Annotated in this window: 19 protein-coding genes; 4 read left to right on the forward strand and 15 right to left on the reverse strand. The window is 44.0% G+C overall.

The window, feature by feature from the left end; genetic code table 11:
• Positions 1-20 precede the first annotated feature (20 nt).
• Positions 21-1,199 carry a thiolase family protein gene (locus Aso01_RS01135; protein WP_004939087.1) on the forward strand — a complete coding sequence of 393 codons (1,179 nt, stop codon included), beginning with the start codon at positions 21-23 and terminating at the stop codon, positions 1,197-1,199.
• Between the two features lie 77 nt (positions 1,200-1,276).
• On the opposite strand, the gene Aso01_RS01140 is transcribed toward Aso01_RS01135, so the two are convergent.
• The 10 genes from Aso01_RS01140 to glnT form a co-directional block, all read right to left on the reverse strand.
• The gene (locus tag Aso01_RS01140; RefSeq protein WP_004939089.1) at positions 1,277-3,013 is read right to left on the reverse strand and encodes an acetyl/propionyl/methylcrotonyl-CoA carboxylase subunit alpha; all 1,737 of its coding nucleotides are present in this window, start codon (positions 3,011-3,013) and stop codon (positions 1,277-1,279) included.
• Between the two features lie 7 nt (positions 3,014-3,020).
• The gene (locus Aso01_RS01145) at positions 3,021-4,610 is read right to left on the reverse strand and encodes a 5-oxoprolinase subunit B/C family protein (protein WP_004939092.1); all 1,590 of its coding nucleotides are present in this window, start codon (positions 4,608-4,610) and stop codon (positions 3,021-3,023) included.
• A gap of 19 nt (positions 4,611-4,629) precedes the next feature.
• A complete protein-coding gene (locus Aso01_RS01150) occupies positions 4,630-5,442 on the reverse strand; it encodes a putative hydro-lyase (RefSeq protein ID WP_004939095.1) in 813 nt (270 codons plus the stop codon).
• Positions 5,443-6,207, reverse strand: coding sequence for a LamB/YcsF family protein (locus Aso01_RS01155; RefSeq protein WP_004939100.1), 765 nt, complete (start codon positions 6,205-6,207; stop codon positions 5,443-5,445). It abuts the gene before it with no gap.
• A gap of 11 nt (positions 6,208-6,218) precedes the next feature.
• Positions 6,219-7,445 (reverse strand): NRAMP family divalent metal transporter, encoded by a 1,227-nt coding sequence (locus Aso01_RS01160; protein WP_004939104.1) that lies wholly within the window; start codon positions 7,443-7,445, stop codon positions 6,219-6,221.
• Positions 7,446-7,824: 379 nt separating this feature from the next.
• The gene (locus Aso01_RS01165; protein WP_004939105.1) at positions 7,825-8,754 is read right to left on the reverse strand and encodes a LysR family transcriptional regulator; all 930 of its coding nucleotides are present in this window, start codon (positions 8,752-8,754) and stop codon (positions 7,825-7,827) included.
• 151 nt (positions 8,755-8,905) lie between these two features.
• The gene (locus tag Aso01_RS01170) at positions 8,906-10,240 is read right to left on the reverse strand and encodes an FMN-binding glutamate synthase family protein (RefSeq protein WP_004939108.1); all 1,335 of its coding nucleotides are present in this window, start codon (positions 10,238-10,240) and stop codon (positions 8,906-8,908) included.
• Between the two features lie 27 nt (positions 10,241-10,267).
• Positions 10,268-10,996, reverse strand: coding sequence for a GltB/FmdC/FwdC-like GXGXG domain-containing protein (locus Aso01_RS01175; protein WP_004939113.1), 729 nt, complete (start codon positions 10,994-10,996; stop codon positions 10,268-10,270).
• Between the two features lie 31 nt (positions 10,997-11,027).
• Entirely contained in the window at positions 11,028-11,951 is a 924-nt protein-coding gene (locus Aso01_RS01180) for a class II glutamine amidotransferase (protein WP_004939116.1), read from the reverse strand.
• Positions 11,952-11,998: 47 nt separating this feature from the next.
• Positions 11,999-13,390, reverse strand: a complete 1,392-nt coding sequence (gene glnT / locus Aso01_RS01185; RefSeq protein ID WP_004939119.1) for a type III glutamate--ammonia ligase — start codon at positions 13,388-13,390, stop codon at positions 11,999-12,001.
• 292 nt (positions 13,391-13,682) lie between these two features.
• On the opposite strand from glnT, the gene Aso01_RS01190 reads away from it, so the two are divergent.
• Positions 13,683-14,279, forward strand: a complete 597-nt coding sequence (locus Aso01_RS01190; RefSeq protein ID WP_004939122.1) for a helix-turn-helix domain-containing protein — start codon at positions 13,683-13,685, stop codon at positions 14,277-14,279.
• 98 nt (positions 14,280-14,377) lie between these two features.
• On the opposite strand, the gene Aso01_RS01195 is transcribed toward Aso01_RS01190, so the two are convergent.
• Positions 14,378-15,529, reverse strand: a complete 1,152-nt coding sequence (locus Aso01_RS01195) for an MFS transporter (RefSeq protein WP_004939125.1) — start codon at positions 15,527-15,529, stop codon at positions 14,378-14,380.
• A gap of 98 nt (positions 15,530-15,627) precedes the next feature.
• Here Aso01_RS01195 and Aso01_RS01200 point away from each other — a divergent pair, with 98 nt between their 5' ends.
• Positions 15,628-16,494 carry a LysR family transcriptional regulator gene (locus Aso01_RS01200; protein ID WP_004939129.1) on the forward strand — a complete coding sequence of 289 codons (867 nt, stop codon included), beginning with the start codon at positions 15,628-15,630 and terminating at the stop codon, positions 16,492-16,494.
• A gap of 181 nt (positions 16,495-16,675) precedes the next feature.
• Entirely contained in the window at positions 16,676-17,986 is a 1,311-nt protein-coding gene (locus tag Aso01_RS01205; RefSeq protein ID WP_004939133.1) for an ammonium transporter, read from the forward strand.
• A 56-nt stretch (positions 17,987-18,042) separates the two neighbouring features.
• On the opposite strand, the gene Aso01_RS01210 is transcribed toward Aso01_RS01205, so the two are convergent.
• From Aso01_RS01210 to Aso01_RS01225, 4 genes are all read right to left on the reverse strand, one after another.
• Positions 18,043-18,435 (reverse strand): carboxymuconolactone decarboxylase family protein, encoded by a 393-nt coding sequence (locus Aso01_RS01210; protein WP_004939137.1) that lies wholly within the window; start codon positions 18,433-18,435, stop codon positions 18,043-18,045.
• Positions 18,435-19,886 carry an NAD-dependent succinate-semialdehyde dehydrogenase gene (locus tag Aso01_RS01215; RefSeq protein WP_004939139.1) on the reverse strand — a complete coding sequence of 484 codons (1,452 nt, stop codon included), beginning with the start codon at positions 19,884-19,886 and terminating at the stop codon, positions 18,435-18,437. Before Aso01_RS01215 ends, Aso01_RS01210 begins: the two co-directional genes overlap by 1 nt.
• A 151-nt stretch (positions 19,887-20,037) precedes the next feature.
• Entirely contained in the window at positions 20,038-21,201 is a 1,164-nt protein-coding gene (locus tag Aso01_RS01220; protein ID WP_004939142.1) for a TonB-dependent receptor, read from the reverse strand.
• Positions 21,202-21,227: 26 nt separating this feature from the next.
• Complete coding sequence (locus Aso01_RS01225) at positions 21,228-22,631, reverse strand: purine-cytosine permease family protein (protein WP_039909990.1); 1,404 nt, start codon at positions 22,629-22,631, stop codon at positions 21,228-21,230.
• Between the last annotated feature and the right edge of the window lie 329 nt (positions 22,632-22,960).

A 22,960-nucleotide genomic window follows, 5' to 3' on the forward strand; every position in this document is an offset into this window, starting at 1 on the left:
CCCAAAAGAAGGAATTGAACATGTCAAAAGTCATCATTGCAGCAGCCACTCGAACCCCGATGGGAAGTTTTCAAGGCAGTCTCTCCGATTTGCAGGCCCCCGATTTAGGTGCCGTGGTTATTCGACGCGTGGTTGAACAGACTCAGCTTCCAGTCGATGATATTAATGAAGTAATTATGGGCTGCGTGCTACCTGCCGGATTAAAGCAAGGCCCTGCACGACAGGCGATGCGTAAAGCCGGACTGCCCGATCATGTGGGTGCGACCACCATTAATAAAGTCTGTGGTTCAGGTATGAAAGCTGCAATGTTTGCAGCCGACGCCATTCAAGCCGGCAGTATTTCGATTGCGGTAGTGGGCGGTATGGAATCGATGACCAATGCGCCATATCTGTTGCCTAAAGCGCGTTCGGGTTATCGTATGGGCCATGGTCAGGTGCTTGACCATATGTTTTTAGATGGTCTTGAAGATGCCTACACTGGCCGCGCGATGGGTTCTTATGCGCAGGAAATGGCCGATCAGAAAAACTACACTCGTGAAGCCATGGATGCCTTTGCCATTCGGTCTTTAACGCGGGCACAAACAGCCATTGCCGAAGGATATTTTGACGCTGAAATTACGCCTGTGACTGTTCAAACACGTAAAGGTGACATCACCGTTGTACATGATGAAAATCCGGGCAATGCCAAAATTGACAAAATACCAAGCTTAAAACCAGCTTTTGCCAAAGATGGAACAGTGACTGCCGCCAATTCTAGTTCAATTAGTGATGGCGCCTCTGCACTGCTGATTGTGTCCGAACAAGAAGCCAAAACGCGTCAGTTGCCTCAATTGGCCGAAATTAAGGGTTACGTCTCGAATTCACAGCGCCCTGAAGAGTTTACGATCGCACCAGTGGGTGCAATTGAAAAGTTACTGAAAAAAGTCGGTTGGTCGGCTGAGGAAGTCGACCTTTGGGAGATCAATGAAGCTTTTGCGATGGTCACCATGGCAGCCATTGATGCCTTTGCGCTTGATCCTGAAAAAGTCAATATTCATGGTGGTGCCTGCGCCTTGGGGCATCCACTTGGATCTTCCGGCTCACGTATTATTGTAACGCTAATTCATGCACTCAAACGTCTGAACAAGCGTAAAGGTGTTGCGGCGCTGTGTATTGGTGGCGGAGAAGCCACCGCTATTGCCATTGAACTGATTGACTAAATCTCGATACTCGGGGGCTGCCTATAGCATCTCCCGAGTGTTTAAATAATCACATCGGCTATTTAAAAGACAGCGTTTTAAGAAGTCGCGATGATTTCCGCGATCTTTTCATCTGCCTTCAAGGTTTTTCCAGTTTGAGCCAGATGTTGCAGTGTACCAGCTTGATGTGCCGTTACTTGAATCTCCATTTTCATGGCTTCCATAATCGCAATCACCTCACCTTTTGCAACCTGCGCACCTTCTACAACTTTCCATGTAGTAATGACCCCATTAATCGGTGCAATCACATCATTTGGGCTGCTGCTTTGTTCAACTAGATTTTCACGACTCGGTTGAGACTGGGCTGCAAAGCCGCTAAACACGCCAACCGGTAAGCCCACGCGGTGTAACTTACCATCAATTTCCAGCATAAAATGCTGTACACCACTTTGACTGCTCAGCGAACTGCGCGGTGCAACATCAAAGTTATGCTGAAAGTCCTGTTCAATCCAGCGCGTATGCACCTGAAAATTTTCAGTGAAATCCGGTTGTGTCAGTACTGCTCGATGAAATGGCAACACCGATGCAACGCCTTCAATTTCAAAAGTCGCAAGTGCTCGTCGGGCACGTTGTAATGCAATCTCTCGGGTTGGGCCGTATACAATCAGCTTGGCCATCAGTGAGTCGAAATGACTAGACACCAGACTGCCCGAGAGCACACCAGTATCGAGACGCACTCCCAGACCAAAAGGTGCGGTAAATTTTTCGATAAGCCCAAAAGCTGGAATAAAGCCGCGCGCCGGATCTTCAGCATTAATTCGAAACTCGATTGCATGACCTTGAGGTTGTGGTGTCTCTTGAATACTTAAAGGCCGACCCAATGCAATCTGGATTTGTTCACAAACCAGATCGATGCCTGAGATCATTTCCGTGACCGGATGTTCAACCTGTAAGCGGGTGTTTACTTCCAAGAAAGATAATTTGCCATCTCGACTCAGTAAATATTCGACCGTTCCCGCACCCACATATTGCGCAGCTCGGCAAATATTGGTCGATGAGCTAAGAATTTGTTGATGTATATGTTCATCGATAAACGGTGCAGGTGCCTCCTCCACCAATTTTTGATTGCGTCGCTGTAATGAACAATCACGGGTTCCCACCACTACGACATGACCATGCTGATCGGCGATAATCTGCGCTTCCAGATGACGGGGTTTATCCAGATATTGCTCGACAAAACATTCACCACGACCAAATGCAGCAATGGCTTCACGTACCGCAGACTCATACAACGCTTCAACTTCTTCGAGCTGCCATGCCACTTTCAAACCGCGGCCACCGCCACCAAATGCGGCCTTAATGGCCATAGGTAAGCCATAGGTTTGAGCAAATTCAAGTGCCTCTTGGGCATTGTTTAAGGGCTGAGCTGTACCATGAACCAACGGAGCACCCACCGATGCCGCAATTTTTCTGGCTTCGATCTTATCGCCTAACTTTTCAATACTTTCTGGCGAAGGTCCAATCCAGATCAGGCCGGCATCTAACACAGCCTGCGCAAATTCGGCACGCTCAGATAAAAAGCCATAGCCGGGATGGATCATGGTGGCTTGAGCATTTTGTGCAATTTCAATCAAACGCGGAATATTCAGGTAAGTCTCTTTGGCGGTAACGCCAGACAATGCCCATGCCTCATCGGCATATTGAACATGCAAACTGTCAATATCATCATCGGCATACACCGCAATAGATGGAATGTTTAAATCTTTACATGCCTGAATGACACGTACTGCAATCTCACCACGGTTGGCAATTAAAATTTTATGTTGTTTGTCCATTATCTATTTACTCGGCGTCCAAATCTAAAACATGTGTAAATTGGCGAAACTGAATGAAAGCACCCGGCGGAATTTGCGCAACTTTATTCAGATCGTGTGTGGCAACAGCCGCCAATACCGGATAACCGCCAGTCAAAGGGTGATCATTCATAAACAAAACGGGCTGACCATTGGGCGGGATTTGTAAAGCACCTGTACAGGTTCCCTCGCTGGGTAGCTCTTGCTGAATCTGTCGCTTTAATCCATGTGGTGCCTTTAAACGTAATCCCACGCGGTTGCTTTCGTGTGTGACCTGCCATTGCTGCTTAAAAAACTGCTGAATACTTTCCGGTTCAAACCAGTCGGTGCGTGGCCCTAAAACCACATCGATTTCGATAACTTCACCGACTTTCGCTAGCTGATCTGGTGCCTGCGCATAAAGTTCAACTGCACTTACAGCAGCGTTACCCACACAGATCAGGTCATGTACCTGTAAAGGGGCTGGCCCTAACTCAGCCAAAGTATCGTAACTTGCGCTTCCTAATGCGTGTGCAGTGGCAACGCCACCACGCACGGCAAGATAGTTGCGTATTCCAGCCTGTGGTGGATCGATCTGAAGCATGTCTTCTGGATCAAGTGCCAATGCGGTATAACCAGAAACACGACTACGCACCGCATTTCGATCAATCACCCAAATATTGCTCTGTGCCCCTGTCACAGCGACAACAGTGGGTGCTAATACTTTGAATTTTACTCCACCGTTGAGCACCTCAAGTGCCGCCGCATCTGGGCGATTACCCACAATCTGATTAGCCAAATGATAAGCAGCACGGTCCATAGCGCCTGCCGCGCCTACGCCCATGGCGGCGACGTGCTTGCGGCCTTCGTCTTGAATCAGGGTTTGCAGGCCTGCCTGTAATACCTCTAAAACAGGCGAAAGCTCAGACTGTGCGATATCAGCCGTTTTAAGCTCCACATCATGTACAGCCACATGGGTTGGCCGATGCGTCACATCGATAAAACGGACCTGATCGCCGGGCAGTAATAATGCCGGATGCTCGCGTGTCAGATCCCACATTTTGCAGGTGGTTTGCCCAATGAGTTGCCAACCGCCGGGACTATCTTTGGGATAAATCCCAGAATATTCACCTGCCAATGCCACCGAACCGGATTGGATTTTTTTACGTGGTGAATCCAGTCGCGGTACGCTACCAAAGGGCTGGTCTGCACGACTTAAATAACCAAAGCCGGGTGCAAAACCAATAAATGCGACCTGCCACGGCGCTTGAGTATGCCGCTCAATCACTTCTTTTACTGATAAGTTGAGCAGTTCAGCGACATGCGGTAAATCAGGCCCGTCATAGCAAACTTCTATCTCGATATGACGATGATTTGACTGCGTATCGGCACTTGGTTTTTGTGCTTTAATCCAATGGATGAGTGCTTTGGCAGTGATTTGAAGCGGATTGAAATACACTAAAATGGTCGCTGCGGCAGGTACCATTTCACGTATATGCGGATGCGCGGCGTCTCGCAAATGTCGATACAACTGCATGGTGTGTTGTAAATCACCCAGTTCGATTAGAAAACTGTCGCTATTTACAGATAAAAATCGCATCTCGAAGTTCTCCTTGCCCTTAGCGCATCCATGCCCGATCTGGCACATCGGTGATCAGCATATGTCCCGGCGCGTGACTGATCGCAAACGGAATTTTTGATTGCATGACAGCAGCTTGTGGCGTCACACCGCATGCCCAAAAGACCGGAATTTCATCGCTTAATATGCGAGGTGCATCGCCAAAATCTGGACAATTCAGATCTGAAATTCCCAAGCTTTCTGGGTGGCCAATATGCACTGGCGCCCCATGAACATTGGGCATTTTTGCAGTAATTTGTACGGCCTGACTCACTTGTGATGCTTTAATTGGACGCATAGAGACGACCAATCGACCTGAAATTCGTCCTGCGGGAACACATTCAATATCGGTGAGGTACATCGGAACATTTCGTTGGTCTTGAATATGACGGACTTCAATACCAGCCTCTATCAGTGCTGTTTCGAAGGAGAAACTGCATCCAATTAAAAACGTCACCAAGTCGTTGTGCTGATTCCAAATAGATGTGGCATCGGTAACTTCATCGGTACATTGACCGTGTTCCCAAATTCGATACCGCGGAAAGTCGGTGCGAATATCATGGCCAGGTTCTTGAATGAGTTTGCTTTGAAACTGGCCAGCTTCAATTACATCAAGTACAGGGCAGCTTTGTGGATTGCGCTGGCTATACAGTAAAAAGTCATAGGCCCATGCCTTGGGAACCGAAATCATGTTGACCTGCGTTAGGCCCGCCGCCAAGCCAGCCGTCGGGAGGTCAAAGCCATTACGAATGTCATAGCGTGCTTGCTTTGCAGCATAAAGCGCTTCGCCATGGGCAAATTGTAGCTGATTCATTTAAGTGCCCTCACAAAATGAGCGGATCTCGATACCCTCTTGAATCAAGGCCTCACGTATGGCTGCTGCCATCGACAATGCGCCCTCGGTATCGCCGTGCAAGCAAATACTCTGTGCATCGATTGGTGTAAATTGACCATCAATTGAGACAACACCTCCCTCTTTGAGCATACTCACAACACGTTGTGCCACAAAGTCGGCATCATGCAGCACCGCGCCAGGCAACCGACGCGATACCAATGATCCATCAGCATTGTACGCACGGTCTGCAAAGGCTTCGGCCACCACCTGAAGGCCTTGCTGCTGGGCATATTTAATCAAGCTTGAACCAGCAAGTGCCACCAACGTCAGGTCTGAATCCATCTTTTTGATTGCATCAATCACGGCTCTGGCCTGCTCCAGATCTGTGGCAATGGTGTTGTACAGCGCGCCATGTGGCTTTACATATTTCACTTCGGTGCCTGCCGCTTTGGCTAAACCTTGCAAGGCCGCAATCTGATACATCACATCAGTCATGAGTTCATCGTAAGAAAGCTGCATATTACGGCGCCCGAAACCGACCAGATCTGGATAAGACACATGTGCCCCGACCGTCACCTGTAGCTGTGCTGCCTGTTTCAAGGTATTAAAAATACCCAGCGGATCACCGGCATGGAAACCACAGGCAATATTGGCGCTGCTGACAATAGGTAGAATCTGTGCATCATTCCCCATGCTCCAAGATCCGTAGCTTTCACCTAAATCACTATTCAAATCGATACGCATATGGGAATGTCCTATAGAGTTTTGAGGTAATTAAAAATCGTGTTAAACGATACATAACCCATGTACCACGTAAGCAAGCAGGTCAGTACGCCTAAAACGGTCAGCCACATTGGGTAGTTGTAGCCGCCGAGCATATCTTTACGGCATGCGGCAACATATACAAAGATAGTCAGACCAATCGGTAGAACCAGACCGTTTAAACCGCCGACAAATACCAATAGGCTCGCTGGCGTTGCGCCAATCAAGACATAGAGCAACAATGCAAGCGCAATAAAAATAATGGTACAAAAGTTACGCTGCTTGAGATCAAGGTCTTTTTTAAATGCTGTAAAGAACGAAACTGAAGTGTAAGCTGCACCAATTGAGCTACTGATACCGGCTGCCCAAAAAATGAGGCCAAACAGTTTAAATCCGAACTCACCGGCAGCATATTGAAAGGCTTGAGCGGCTGGGTTGGCATTATGAGAAGCCAGATCAATGGTTGCACCACTGACCACTACACCTAAAATTGCCAAGAACAATACATAGCGCATTACGCCAACCACCACAATGCCTTTGGTTGCAGCACGTGAGACTTCTGCAATATGCTCAGGGCCCACGGCACCTTTATCGAGTAATCGGTGCGCACCGGCATAGCAGATGTAGCCACCGACTGTTCCGCCTACAATGGTAGTAATACTGGCAAAGTCGACATGGCTTGGCAAAATCGTTTGATGAAATGCATCGGCCATTGGCGGTGCCACAATAAAAGCCACCACGACAATAATCGCGATTTTTAAAATACCCAGAATGATCATGCTCTTATCGACCACCAAACTGGCTTTACGCGATGCAAAAATCATAATTGCCATAGCACCACTAATGACGCCGCCCCATTTGGTATCGAGTCCAAACAAGGCATTTAATCCGAGCGCCGCCCCTGCAATATTACCGATATTGAAAAAGAATCCTCCAAAAATAACCAGCACTGCAAGTACATAGCCACTTCCGGGCAACGCAATATTGGCAATGTCTGGAGCACGCTTTTGTGTTAGTGTGACCACGCGCCAGATATTTTGCTGTACCACATAATCAATAATAATCGAGAGTAAAATACCAAACCCGAATGCAGCGCCCATTTTGACGGTAAATGTTGCAGTTTGGGTGAGAAAACCTGGCCCCATGGCTGACGTTGCCATTAAGAAAATCGAGGCAACAATCGCCCACTGCCGTTCACTAAAAAATGTCTTTTTGTCCATAAAATTTATTCGCTCTTTGCTTAGCCTGAGGAGGAATCACGTTGCCCTGAGCAAGAAACAGATTTTAGTTTCTTCACTAATATTGGCGCTTATTTACTTAAACACAGCAGACAGGATTGGAACAATATTTACACAGTAGGAAAGATAAAAAATAACTTATTCATTTATATGGTTTTTTTGACTTAAAAATGATTAATAATTTTTGCTTATCGATATCGATTAGCTACGGTTATATCTAAAAAAATAAATATTAAAAATCAGTACTTTAATAGTGCATACTGCACTTATATGACGCACTTTTTTGCGCTGATCTGGACACATCCAAATGAGTTCATTTAAGAACTCATCTTAATCAAATGCAGAGCGGTTGAGCGTGTATTTAACGATAATCATCGCCATCAAACTGGTTATTGAGCTTACGCAGTGAGTGCTGTGCAATCTGCTGCGCAATTTTCGACAAACTTTGTTTTACCAGATCATCTTTACCCGCAATATACACACAGGAAAAACGAAATGGCTTTAATACCAAATCAGAGGGCAAAATCTGTAACCGTTTTTCACGTAGTTCGTGAATCACCGATAAATGTGGAATAATCCCAATTCCCATACCTTCTTCGGTCATTTTAATTAAAGTGGCTAAGGAGTAACTGGTAATGGTTTTAGGTTCTTTTAAGCTGTGCTGCATCAGCTGATTTTTTAAATCCATATAGGGATAGGTCATTTTGGGATAAGTCAAAATGGTGCTATTGGACACATCCTTGAGAGTAAGCTGACGCTCTAAAAAGCGTTTGTGGAAACGTGGTGCAATTAAAAAACTGTGTTGAAACTGACATAGTGGTATTTCTACACAATCAAAATTACAGCTTGATTCAAGTAAAAACGCCATATCCAGTTCGCCCGCTTCCACCGCTTGTTTGAGCATGGGGGTAATATTAATCACAATATCGAAAGTTACAGCAGGATACTCTTGTTGCACTTGCTCGATAAAATCGACCAGCCAAGTGTGTACAATCGTTTCTGCAACACCCAAGCGAATGGTGGCCTGAAGTGCCGTTTTTTCAGACAATGCTTTGAGTAACTCATGATTGAGTTGAATATATTTTTCTGCGTAGGCGTAAACGATTTGGCCTTTTTCGGTCAATTGCAAGCTGCGTGATGTCCGCTCTAAAAGCTTGACTCCAAGTTCTTGCTCAAAGGTATTTAAACGCTGAGACACCGCAGGTTGTGTGGTATTAAGTTTAACTGCGGCTTTATTAAAACTATTTAAACGGGCCACCCAATAAAAATTTTCAATACTTTTAAAGTTCATTAGCTAAACCCGTACACCACGATGTGACTTAAGGATTAGCATCATATCTGAATTATCCTGTTCTTTTCTATTTTTAAATGAATTAACACCCGACGCATAAAGCACCCTTTTTAGGTGCTTTATGCTCAAATAACGCTCACAAGGTCGATACTTAATATTGGAGTTGCCCCGGTACCCAGTTGGTTCCAGCCAATGGCACACGTGCCATGGCAGCGGCTTCTACTGTTAGGGCAACCAGATCTTCTGGATCGAGGTTATGTAGATGTGATTTACCACAAGCACGCGCCATGGTTTGAGCTTCCAAAACCAATACGCGCAAATAGTTGGCTAAATGTCGACCACCCTCAATTGGATCTAGACGATTGGCAAGTTCTGGATCTTGGGTGGTAATTCCGGCAGGGTCACGGCCATTTTGCCAATCGTCATAATAGCCTGATGCCGAACCGATTTTTTTTAGCTCATCATCAAGGCGTGGATGGTTATCCCCCAAAGCAATCAAGGCAGCAGTACCAATTGCGACTGCATCGGCACCGAGTGCCATCGCTTTTGCCACATCTGCACCAGTGCGGATACCGCCAGAGACAATCAGTTGTACTTTACGGTGCATGCCCATTTCCTGTAGAGCCTGAATCGCTTGGGGAATGGCAGATAAAATCGGAATTCCCACATGCTCAATAAACACTTCTTGAGTCGCGGCTGTTCCGCCTTGCATGCCATCGAGTACAATCACATCTGCTCCTGCCTTAACTGCAAGCTTGACATCATAATAAGGACGACTTGCTCCAATTTTGACATAAATCGGTTTTTCCCAGTCTGTGATCTCGCGGATTTCGGCAATTTTGATGGCCAAATCATCTGGCCCAGTCCAGTCTGGATGTCGGCAGGCGCTTCGTTGATCGACGCCAACAGGCAAAGTGCGCATTCCCGCCACACGCTCTGTCACTTTCATTCCGAGCAGCATACCGCCCCCCCCAGGTTTGGCCCCTTGCCCCAAGACAATCTCAATGGCATCGGCTTTACGTAAATCGTCTGGGTTCATACCATAGCGCGATGGCAAGTATTGATATACCAGCGTTTCGGAATGCCCACGCTCTTCGGGGGTCATCCCGCCATCACCTGTGGTAGTAGACGTACCGACCATACTCGCGCCACGGCCTAAAGACTCCTTGGCATTGGCAGATAACGCACCGAAGCTCATTCCTGCAATAGTCACAGGAATTTTCAGATGAATCGGTTTTTTGGCAAAACGTGTGCCTAAAACCACATCGGTACCACATTTTTCTCGATACCCTTCTAGCGGATAACGAGACATACTCGCACCCAGCAATAATAAATCATCAAAATGTGGCAGATGACGTTTGGTACCACCACCGCGAATATCATAGATTCCGGTCGCGGCAGCACGTTGAATTTCCTGAATGGTCAAACGATCAAACGTAGCCGATTCACGTAGTACTGGTTCAAATTGAGTAGCTGATTGTGTCATGGTTATTTCTCCGATCTACGTTTGATCTTAGTAAGCAGATGCATTGTCTACTTTGAAGTTATAAAGTTGGCGGGCTGAGCCATAGCGTTTAAACGAGGTTGGGGATTCGTTAAAACCAGCTTTGGCCAGCAGCTCCGCCAATTCGGCAAGATGTTCAGCACGCATTTCTTTTTCAATGCAGTCTGAACCTAAAGATTTTACGGCACCTTTCACATAGATACGGGTTTCATAAAGAGAGTCGCCCAGTGCATCACCTGCATCACCACAGACGACCAAACGGCCCGCTTGCCCCATAAAGCAGCTCATATGACCGATATTGCCTCCCACGACAATATCTACACCTTTCATAGAAATACCACAGCGTGCGCCTGCATCCCCTTCAATCACCAGCAATCCTCCATGTGCAGTTGCACCCGCAGCCTGAGAGGCATTGCCCTTGATACGCACAGAGCCGGACATCATGTTTTCTGCAACGCCTACCCCAACGTTACCATTTACGACAATATCCGCTTCCTGATTCATGCCTGCACAATAATACCCTGCATGACCATCGATGGTGACCGAAATCGGAGCTTTAATCCCCACCGCTATATTATGTATACCCGCAGGGTTTTTAACCGTCCACTGTGCAATTTCATTGACCAGATCCTTGCTATGCAATGCCTGATTGAGATCGCGTACGCTATCTAGATTTAAATCGTAAGTATCTTTTAAAAGTGTTTGCTCAATTTTGTCTGCCAATACTGTGCTGTTCATACTGCTGCTCCTGATTTTTTAACCGTTTAACTTATGCCGCTGCGTTCGTTTTGGCTGACGAACGCTCCCATACATACAAGGTGGCTGGTTCGGGTTCCCACACTTTGGCTTGATCGATATTGGGTAAAGAAACCAATGCCTGATACTCAGAGGCCATCGCAACGTAATCTTCGGTTTCGGCCAGTACAGCAGGTTTGCATGCAATCGGATCGCGAATAACAGCAAAGCCATCACGGGTTCCAATCGCAAAGGTAAAGAAACCATCCAGATCATTGAGTGCGTGATTCAACGCCTGTTCCAGATTATCGCCCTGCTGTAAACGCCAAGTGAGATACCCTGCTGCAACTTCGGTATCGTTATCTGTTTCAAAGCTAATACCTTCACGCTTTAACTCTTGACGTAAACGTGCATGATTCGATAACGAGCCGTTGTGAACCAGACATAAATCGGCACCTGTTGAAAATGGATGACTTCCCTCCATGGTTACGGCACTTTCAGTGGCCATACGGGTATGTCCGATAATGTGGCTACCTTTCATGTTGGCAAGGCCAAAGCGTTCAGAAATTTCGACAGGTAAGCCCATGCCTTTTAAAATTTCGATACTTTGTCCAACACTCATGATTTTTAGTTCAGGGGCAATTTCATCGATTGCTGTACGCACTATTTCTTCATCTGCTTCAACTTTTACGACGGCAGCAGTTGCATTTTGAAACCAGTCAAAACCTGTAGATAATTTTGCTTGAAGCTTTTGTGCAAATGCCTGCCAGTTAAACGTTTCATCTGTGGTTTGCAAGGTTAATTTGACCCAGCCGTCTTGAACCTCATCACCATAAATCGCAAAGCCTGCGCTATCGGGACCACGACCGGTCATGGCTTGCAGCATTGGCTCAAACAATTTGCCAAGTTGGGATTCAAGCGCAGGATTTTTAAGATATAAACCAACGATTCCACACATAGGATGTCTCCAAAATTTAATTTTTAATCTGTTTGTTGTTTAAGGCTTTAGAAAAACTCTGTATAGCGCTGAATTTCCCAGTCGGACACATGGCGGCAGTATTCCACCCACTCCATGCTTTTTTGTTCGATAAACTCGTTCACAATTTCAGATCCCATTTTCTGTGCAAACAGTGGATCTGCTTTGAGTGCATCAATGGCTTCTTTAAGCGACTGCGGTAAGGTTTGAATGCCACGTGCTGCAATTTCTTCAAGCCCAAGGCTATATAGATTTTCATTACAGGCCGGTGGTGGCATCAGTTCGCGTTCGATTCCGTCAAGTCCTGCTGCAATAATGGCAGCCGACACCAGATAAGGATTACAGCCTGCATCGGGCAAGCGCAGCTCAATACGACCATACGGAATACGCACCATGGCTGAGCGGTTGTTGCCGCCATATGCAATAAAGGCTGGTGCCCATGTCGCGCCAGAGAGTGAACGACCCACCACGAGGCGTTTATAAGAATTTACCGTTGGTGCGCAAAAAGCACAGAGTGCCGGACCATGTTCAAGCAGACCTGCAATAAAGTGGTAGGCCATTTTTGATAGACCCATTCCACTTGGATCACTGGCATCATGAAAAAGATTGCTATTTTTTTCACTGCCGATCGACAAATGAAAATGCATGCCGTTGCCTGCACGCTTCGGGTCAGGTTTTGGCATAAATGAACAAATCATGCCTAAATCGTTGGCAATTTCACCCGCAGCCATACGGAAAAAGGTAAACATATCTGCCGACTTCATGGCATCTGCATAGGTATAGTTGATTTCAAACTGACCGTTGGCATCTTCATGATCGATCTGATAAATATCAAAACCCACAGGAATGAGAGCTTCAGTTAATCGTTCTAAAAATTCGCGTGAACGAGACAAGCCTTTATAGTCATAACAAGGTTTATCCAGATTATCGGAGTCGTCTACCATTTTGAGTTTGCCGTCTTCGCCACGACGAAACAGGCTAAATTCCGGCTCAAGCCCAGTGTTTAATGTCCAGCCTTGAGCTTTTAGACGCTCGACTTGCTGGCGCAGTACATAACGTGAATCATATGGATGCGGCTTTCCATTCACATACCCTTCACAGACCACCCGTCCGTAACCCGGTTGCCAAGGGACTGGAGTTAAAGTAGATAAATCGCCTTTCACCATAAAGTCAGGACCATGGGGTTGCATTCCCATACCAGAAATAGCAAAACCTGCAAATCCGACACCGTCTTTCTCAATTGCTTTTAAGCCCGAAATCGGGACCGACTTGGTTTTGGCAGCACCATGAATATCAACAAATTGCGCCAAAACATATTTTAAATGATGCTGATCAATGACCTTTTGTACTTCTGGACGGTACATCGGTTGACTGGTCAATTCATAGTGATCAAACATCTCCTTCACGGCTTGCTGCAACATAATTGACATACTCCTAATATGGCAAAACTGTATTTGGCTCAAAAAATGCACGTTCGTTTCTTAAATTGTTTAGCTTTCAATACAAGAAACTTTGTTTCCTATAAAGAAAGCAAATCCCTTGCCAACTTTTAAAAATTTCTTTTGTTTTTGTAATAAACGATCATATACGCTATATATTCCCAATAAGAATATATATTTCACCACAAGATTTTTTAAATGTATTACATCTACTTTTTGTTTTGAGTAAAATTCTCAGTTCATTGTCATCAAAATAGTGCAGAGTTGAACCATAATGAGACACACCAAAAACAGCGTGAAGCTGGAACAATATATTGGTATTCAAATTAAACGACATCGTCAGGAACAAGGCCTCAAACTCTCAGAAGTAGCTCAGATTGCAGGGATTAGTCAGGGCATGCTCAGTAAGATTGAAAATGCACAAGTGTCTACGAGCTTGGAAACCTTGAGCCGCCTGTGCGAAGTACTCGGAATTCCAATGTCGACTTTATTTAGTCAGTACGATCAGCAAGAAAGTCATGCCATGCTGGTTAAATCTGGAGATGGTATGGAGGTGGTACGCCGCGGTACTGAAAAAGGCCATACTTATCGTTTATTAACGCATTCTAGAGGCCCAAGAAAGAACTTTGAGGCGTATCTGGTGAGTATGGATGATGCCAGTGAAGAATTCCCGACCTTCGCTCATCCAGGCACAGAAATGCTGTATCTGGTTGAAGGAGAGCTGATTTATCGACATGGACAAGAAGTTTTTCACATGCAACCAGGAGATTGTCTGACTTTGGAAGGTGAAATTCCTCATGGACCAGAAAAACTAGTGCAGGTGCCTATTCGTCTCTTGTCTGTAATGAATTATGGAAGCAGCGAAGAGTAATTGCTCTTCATGAATTGAAGCAATCGTATCTTCTATTTCTTCACCACTTTTCTTGTACTTAGATGACACTGGAAATAGAGATACGATCCAATCTTTAATTAATGCGTTCGGTTAAATTTTTGCAGCAGATAAAGACTAATAATTAGAAAGATTGTAATGATTTCAAATGCTCGATTAAGCGTGACATATTGCAGCATGAAGCTCCCGACTAACGCTCCCAAGCCAATACTGGCATTAAAAACTGCAACATAGATTGCCGAGGCTGCACTTGCCAAATCATTTGCCTGCTTCAAAACCCAAGTTTGTAACCCTACAAATATGCTTGCAATTGAAACGCCCCACAACGCCAAAAATACGATCGCGATGCTCAAAGTAACTTGATACCCCAAATATCCAAAAGCAAACACACTTCCCGAAATGAATACTAAACTGACCAAGATGATTGTGTGTAAATGTCGATCTATCAACTTTCCAGCAAGGATATTGCCGATTAAACCTGCCAAACCAAAAACAAGAAGAAGTAATGTGATCTGACCCGATTCAAGCTGTGCGATTTGGCTCAGAAACGGTTCAATAAATGTAAATGCAGCAAAATGTGAAGAAATGATCAGTGCTGTAAGAATAAATAAACGATTTAAAGTCGAATGCTGAAGCACTTTTTTAAAAAAACCAGATGCTAAAGGGGCTTGATCTGGAATTTTGGGCACAAAGAGCAGAATTAAAATACAAACAATGAAAGATAAAAGACCCAGAAATTCAAACGCCAGCCGCCAGCTACTCAGTTGAGTCAGATAACTCGCCAGAGGTACACCCAAAATACTCGCAACTGAAACACCTGAAAAAATAATTGATGTAGCCAAACCCAATTTATGTTTCGGAACCAGACTGTAAGCGACAGCTCCAATCAAGGCCCAAAAGCTACCGTGCGCAATTGCACCGATAATACGCGCAGAAAGAATCATATTAAATGATGAACTATAGGCCACGATGATATTGGAAATTGCCAAAATCAGCAGCATGATCATTAAGACCATTTTTCGTGGAAACCGAATGAGCAAAACGATCGAGCATAACGCCGAGATAGCCGCCACCCAACCATATCCTGTCACAATCAGTCCAGTTATGGCTTCGCTTTGATTCAGGTCATGTGCCAAGGCGGAAAGTAAACCTATCGGCGCTAATTCGGTTGTGACGATGGCAAAGCTACTCAAGCTTAAAACAATCAAAGCTATCCATAATTTTAAAGACATTTATATATCCTCAGCATGTGAAAGCCGAAGTATCTGTTTCCATGATTGAAATTTATATAGATAATAATTGAAACTGGTTTTTCATTTTTGGAAAATATATGCATTGGGATGATGTGAAAGTTTTTCTTGCAGTTGCCCGAACAGGCACACTCACCACCGCTGCCGAAAAATTAAATTTGGGTATTGCCACCGTATCGAGGCGTTTGGAGCGCCTAGAGCAAGATATGGCCATGACGCTGTTTACGCGACATCAAACAGGTTATCAACTTACACTCGAAGGTGAAGCCTTACTTGGTAATGCAGAAGCATTCGAAAATGCAGCCCTCAGCCTGACAGAAAGTGGACAAAATTATGCACAAGCACAGGGACTGGTTCGTTTAGCTGTTTCAGAAAATCTGGCCAATGGTTTGGTGATCCCTTCCTTACAGTCGCTTTTTTCTCGCCATCCCGAGTTACGTATTGAAATTAACAGTGGTGTGCAACTCACTAACTTGCATCGTCGAGATGCCGATTTAGCCATCAGAACGATTCAACCTGACGCTGGTAATCTCACCATCAAACGCTTGGGAACACTTCGTTTTGGACTCTATGCTGCTACATCTTACATGAAGTTTATTCAAGACAATGATCTTCAACCTGATCAATATCACTATGTAGGCTGGGCCGATACTCATCAACATTTGTCACTTGCGCACTGGATGAAAGACTTTATACGAAATCAAAACTTCAAGATTGAAACCAATAGTCTTTCCACACAAATTGATGCTGTGAAATCTGGCTTAGGCATTGGTTTGTTGCCAGACTTTATTGCGAATCAATCAGGACTTGTTCAAATCAATAAAAATACTCGAGTTGAACAACCTATCTGGTTAGTGGTACATAGTAATTTGATTACGGCCAAAAGAATCAGAACTGTAATGGATCATCTGATCCAACTTTTTACAGAGCATCCTTCATTTCAGTAGTCAATCAAAACCCTTATTGCATTTACTAACGAAGATTTAGGCAACTTGATTAGGCCTGACATTGAGAAAATTAAGTGCAAAAAACCATCGTGGTATAAGAATTGCTTTAACAAAATGAAATTAATATTCCCTTTAGGAATAAAAAGTTTTTTATTTTCTTTTTGCATTAGGAGTTTCTACCATGCCCTCCGATATACTCAAAAAATTAGGATTGTGTCTATTTATACTGATGCCTGCCGATGTATTTGCTGCCGATACACCTTTTGATGCTGCTTCCACTGTATGGCTCATGCTTTCAGCAATTTTAGTGCTCATGATGTTCATTCCTGGTCTGGCACTGTTTTATGGCGGAATGCTGAGAGCTAAAAACGTACTTTCAATTTTTTCCCAGTTTTTAGCAGTTGCAGGTGTAGTCGGCATTTTATGGATTGCTATTGTATACAGCATCGTGGCGGATACTACACATATGAGTGAAGGTAGCCTTAATCTCAATAGTTTTGTTGGAGGTTTGGGTAAAGCATTTATGGCAGGAATTACCGATCAAACGCTGGTTGCAGGTGTGCCTGAATATGTTTTATGTATTTTTGGTTTGACCTTTGCCATGATCACACCATGTATTGCCATTGGTGGCTTTGCAGAGCGAATGAAATTTGGTGCTGTGGTATTGTTCGGTGCACTCTGGCTGGTTTTGGTGTATGGACCTTTGGCACATATGGTATGGGGCGGCCCCGGTGCAATTATGCATAACTGGGGTGTACTGGATTTTGCAGGTGGAACCGCTGTACACATCAATTCAGGTGTTGCTGCTCTGGTCGGTGCAATCGTTATTGGGAAACGTCTTGGCTGGCCAACAACTCCAATGCCTCCTCATAATCTGGTATTTACCATGATGGGCGCTGCATTACTATGGGCTGGCTGGTATGGGTTCAATGTTGGTTCAGCACTGGCAGCAAATACTACAGCGGGCCTAGTACTCATGACCACCACCATTGCAACCTGCGGTGGAATTGTGGGCTGGATGATGGTTGAAAAAATAATGACCAAACATGTGACTTCATTGGGTCTTGCTTCTGGAGTCATTGCAGGTTTGGTTGGTATTACACCAGCAGCTGCTTATGTTGGCCCTTTTGGTGCAATTGCAGTCGGTTTGATAACCAGTATATGCTGTTTCTTTGCGGTGACGGGGCTCAAACGTAAATTCGGCTTTGATGACGCATTAGATGTATTTTCACTACATGGCATTGGAGGAATGGTAGGTTGTATTCTGACTGGAATATTTTGTATCCCTGCTCTTGGAGGCAATCAGGATGTAAATCTGTTTAAACAGTTCATCGCGCAAATTGCCAGTATTGGCCTAACAGTTGTGTACTGTGGCGTACTGACTTGGATCATTATGAAAGTCATCGATAAAACCATCGGTTTACGCGCCACATCCGAACAGGAACAACAAGGCCTCGATGTGAGTGAGCACAACGAGCGTGCTTATAATTAATCCATTGAGCAACAAAAAGAGAGCTTATGGCTCTCTTTTTTAACTTAGACCTTAAATTATTTTGCAAGCTGTTCTGCTTCGTATTCTTTAATGGCTTCTTTGGCAATACGAAAGCTATCGACTGCTGCAGGTACGCCACAATAAATTGCCACCTGTAGTAATACTTCACGAATTTTTTCTTTGGGCACACCATTACGCAGCGCACCTTTCACATGCAGTTTTAATTCATAAGGTCGATTCAATGCAGAAATCATGGCTAAATTGATTAGACTTCGTTCTGGTTTAGACAGCTCCTCACGTCCCCAGACTGCACCCCAGCAATACTCAGTGACCAACTCTTGTAGCGGTAGATTGAAGTCGTCTGCATGATTGATCGAGTTGTTGACGTATTCTTCACCCAACACCTGTTTGCGAATACTTAAGCCTTTTTCAAATCTGTCATTACTCATTATAACCCTCCAAACAGTGTGTATTTAATTTCAAGATAATCTTCGATGCCGTATTTTGAGCCTTCACGCCCCAAACCAGAATGCTTGATTCCTCCAAAAGGTGCAACTTCATTTGAAATCAGTCCTTTATTGATGCCCACCATACCGTATTCAAGCTGTTCGCTCATCCGCCATGCTCGTCCTAAATCACGTGTATAGCAGTAGGCCGCCAGGCCAAACTCAGTATCATTAGCCATCTGGATCGCTTGCTGCTCGGTATCGAATTTGAAAATTACAGCTAAGGGACCAAAGGTTTCCTGCGTTGCAACCATCATTTCGGAATTGGCATCGGCAATCAGGGTCGGTTCGAAAAATAGCTCACCTGTAGCGTCGACGTGTCCACCAGTAATTAGCCGACCATCTTTACTTAGTGCATCTTGAATGTGAGATTGTACTTTTTTTACTGCTTGCGCATTGATCAAAGGCCCAATTTCACTGCCTGCTTCTAGGCCATGTCCAATTTTTAAACTTTCGATTCTGATTTTAAATGCCTGAATGAATTTTTCATAAACACCAGATTGAACCAAGAAACGGTTTACACATACGCAGGTTTGTCCTGCATTTCTAAATTTTGCAATGAGTGCACCTTCAACGGCTGCTTCAATATCAGCATCATCAAAGACAATAAACGGTGCATTGCCGCCCAATTCGAGCGAGACTTTTTTCAGTGTTTTTGCAGATTTTTCCAGTAAGAGTTTACCAATCGGGGTTGAGCCGGTAAAAGTAAACTTACGTACATGATCACTGGCGAAAATGGCATCACCAATCTGAACAGCATCACCTGTAATCACACTGATCATTTCGGCAGGAATTCCTGCCTGTATTGCTAGATCAGCCAGTGCCAAGGCTGTAAATGGTGTTTCAGGTGCAGGTTTGACAATACATGGACAGCCTGCCGCCAATGCGGGGGCCACTTTTCGGGTAATCATGGCAGCCGGAAAATTCCATGGCGTTATTGCAGCCACCACCCCAATCGGCTGTTTGTTTACTACAATTCGTGCATCCGGATAAGGGCTTGGAATCACATCGCCATAGATCCTTTTAGCTTCTTCTGCAAACCATTCTATAAAGCTCGCCGCGTAGCTAATTTCGCCTTTTGCTTCATTAAGAGGTTTACCCTGCTCGGTCGTCAAAATTTCTGCAAGTACATCAAGATTGGCGATAATCAGCTCATACCATTTTTTGAGTAAAACTGATCTTTCCTTGGCGGTTTTTGTTTTCCACGTATTCCATGAAGCATACGCTGCTTCAATTGCACGCTCGGTTTCAGCCCGTCCCATATTCGGAACACATCCAATCATTTCTTGGTTTGCAGGGTTGTAAATTGGCGTTTGCTGACCATTATCGGCATCACACCATTGCCCTGCGACAAGTGCTTTTTGTCGAAATAAAGGCTGTTTTTGAAGATCCATGTTTGCCAATCCCATTCAATCTTTTGAGGTCTAAAACGGCTATAAATGAGATTTATAGCCCACCACTGTAATGGATACCATATCTTACACATATGGTATACCATTTAAATTAAGAAAAAAATTTGAGCACTGCTGCTCTTAACCAAAAGGCTTAGAAATAATAAAACAGAGTCAAGTTGAGTAATCGGTTCGACTTGTTGGCATTATCTCCTTGTGCCAATGAGGTCGTATCACCGCCAATGAATGGATCATTTTTACTGATAATGTATTCAGCAACCAAAGACACCTTCTTATAGTCAAATGATGCACCTAAAAAGTGACGTGTTGAATTTTTATAACCGTCTGTATCCTTGATATAACTGGTATAGGTAGCATAAGGCGTAATATTGATACCCTTATAAACGTCTTTAAAGACGTAGCGAGCATCTGCGGTATAAAACTGGCCTTTATTGGCCACATAATATTCGCCATCATAAGATCCCATCACCGAATAATCAGGATGTAACGCATCTTTATTGGTGACATCATTTTGGCCGCCAGTGAAGCTTAAGGCTAGATTTTTGTAATTCAGGCCTGTAAACAACGCCCATGTCTTACGGTTTCCATCTAAACCAGAAGTCTTATTTTCAATATCGGAGTACCAGTAAGAACCACCCACATTCATGCTCATGTCAGGTGAGAGTTTAATATCCTGACTTACGCGCGCAATCCACATATTTTTTTCATTTAACGTCGATTGGGTTGGATCACTGGTTTTGACAAAATTTGCAGTATAACGCGCTGAATCACGGCTATCGCCCGTATAGTGCCCACCATCAGTTACAAAGTAACCTAAATCAATTTTGGTCGAACCGATTTCATGATGATAATTTGCACCCAGATTATGTGCATCTTCTAATCCCATGGTGTTATTAATCCCACCATAGAGTGAGCTTTCCCAAAAACGACCAATACCAAATGGAACAGGCTGTAATCCTAAGGTTAATGTTTGCTTATCAGTAAAACGATATCCTGCATAAGCATCGACCAATGTCGAGAAATCACACAAGGTACTATACTGATAACAACGGTATTCGGCATGACCAAACCATTGAGGCGAATCATAATCTAGCGCCAATTTAGCCGCATTAAACTGGAGTTTATGATCGTTATCCGATCCGTAGTTTTTATCCTGATAATTGGCGCGTACATAGCCCGAAATCGTCAGTGCCCCCGTATCTGTTTTTGCATCGCCAAACGTGAAGCCTGCAAAGCATGGTAATGCCATTGAGATACTGATCAACCCCACACAACTACTCAAATATTGTCTTTTCATCACTTTTTCCCGCTTTTCATTTTGGCTTAGCATTTTTTGGTCGAGACAGTGTAATCACGTGCTGTTACTTTAGACTGGTTAAATACAAAGTAAACAACAGCGGTTACGATCATGCCTACAATCCATGAGATATCAACGTCTTGTATGACATTGGCCCAGCGCCCTGTAAAAAATGAATTGGTAAGAAATGGAATTTGAACCACAATTCCAACAAAATACGTCACCAGAGTTTTCATGTTGTACTTGCCATACTGACCACCATGTTCATCAAAAATTGAAGCAATGTCGTACTGCATTTTATTGATGTAATAGAAGTCCATCAGGTTAATCACCACCCAAGGCACTAAAATGAAAAGCAAGGCAAAAATAAAGTTAAGAAAGTAGCTGATAAAACTGCTTGATGCCCAAAGTGCCGTACTGGTTGCAAGAATGAGGACAAAAATCGAAAGCATGATTCGTGTCGATTTGGTTGGAATCCATTTACCTGCAAATGTTTGAATTGCGGTAATAAATGAAAGCGAAGCGCCATAAAGATTCATGGCATTGTGACCAATAATGTTGCATAAGAACAAAATCATGAGCACCACGCCAAAACCACCCGTGGCAGTTTTCACCGCTTCCATAGCATCATTGATGGTAAATAAACTTACCGCAAGCATACCGAAACAAAATGCCACCACAGTACCAAGAGCTGCACCCAGATAGGTATAAATAAACGGCTTAAAAATTCCAATCTCTTTAGGCAAATAGCGAGAGTAATCCGAGGTATATGGCGAGAAACTGATTTGCCAGATCGCACACACGCAGAACATTGCAAACCAGCCTTTCAAATTAAAAGAGCCTTTTGCCAATACATCTGCTGTCACATGTGGAATCATGAGAGCAAAGCCAATGAGCAATGCGCCGCCCATAAACCATGTTCCGATTTTGTTAAATTTATGAATAAAATGATAGCCAATAATCCCGATCAACGTTGCTGTAATTGCACCAATCACAGTTGCTGTTGGTACCGGAATAGCAGGAATCACGGTATGTAACGTTTTTCCAGATAAAATTATGTTTGACGTAAAAAAACCCAGATAGATAAAGGTGGTAAAAATGACAACCAGTAAAGCACCATAGCGTCCAAACTGTGCTCGACTTTGAATCATTTGTGGAATACCCACCTGCGGCCCTTGTGCAGAGGTCAGTGCCAAAATGGAGGCACCAAAAAAATGACCGAGAATAATTGCGGTCAATGCACTCATGATATTGAGATGGAATGTTTGCACTGACATCGCACCCGTAATGACAGCTAAAGGTGCAATATTGGTACAAAACCAGAGCGTGAATAAATCTTTCACGTGACCATTACGTTGAGAAGCATCCACATAATCGATACTGTTGCTTTCTATTTCAAACGCTTTGTTTGATGTTGCATTTTGACTCATTTCCTTAGTCTCACTTTTAAGACAACTGACCCAGATGACAATTCCAATCATTCCTGAAAGGAATTTTTTATTCCTTTAATTCAAAGCAATTTTTAGACCATTTTATATACAGATTTTAAAAATTTCTTTGAATGAAAGTGTTCATCTTTACGCTTCCTTTCCAACAGCTAAAAATGGATATTAAGTTCAATGGAGTTTTCATTGTTTTGTTTTTTAAATATTTTTATTTAAAATAAAACTTAGCCAAACCAATACCAATTTCAGGTTTAGCCTTAGAAAATCCATTTTCTGACATTAATCCCTTTCTTTAATTTACTTGAATAATCAAG

The organism is Acinetobacter soli (assembly GCF_000760595.1).
Taxonomy (GTDB): Bacteria; Pseudomonadota; Gammaproteobacteria; order Pseudomonadales; family Moraxellaceae; genus Acinetobacter; species Acinetobacter soli.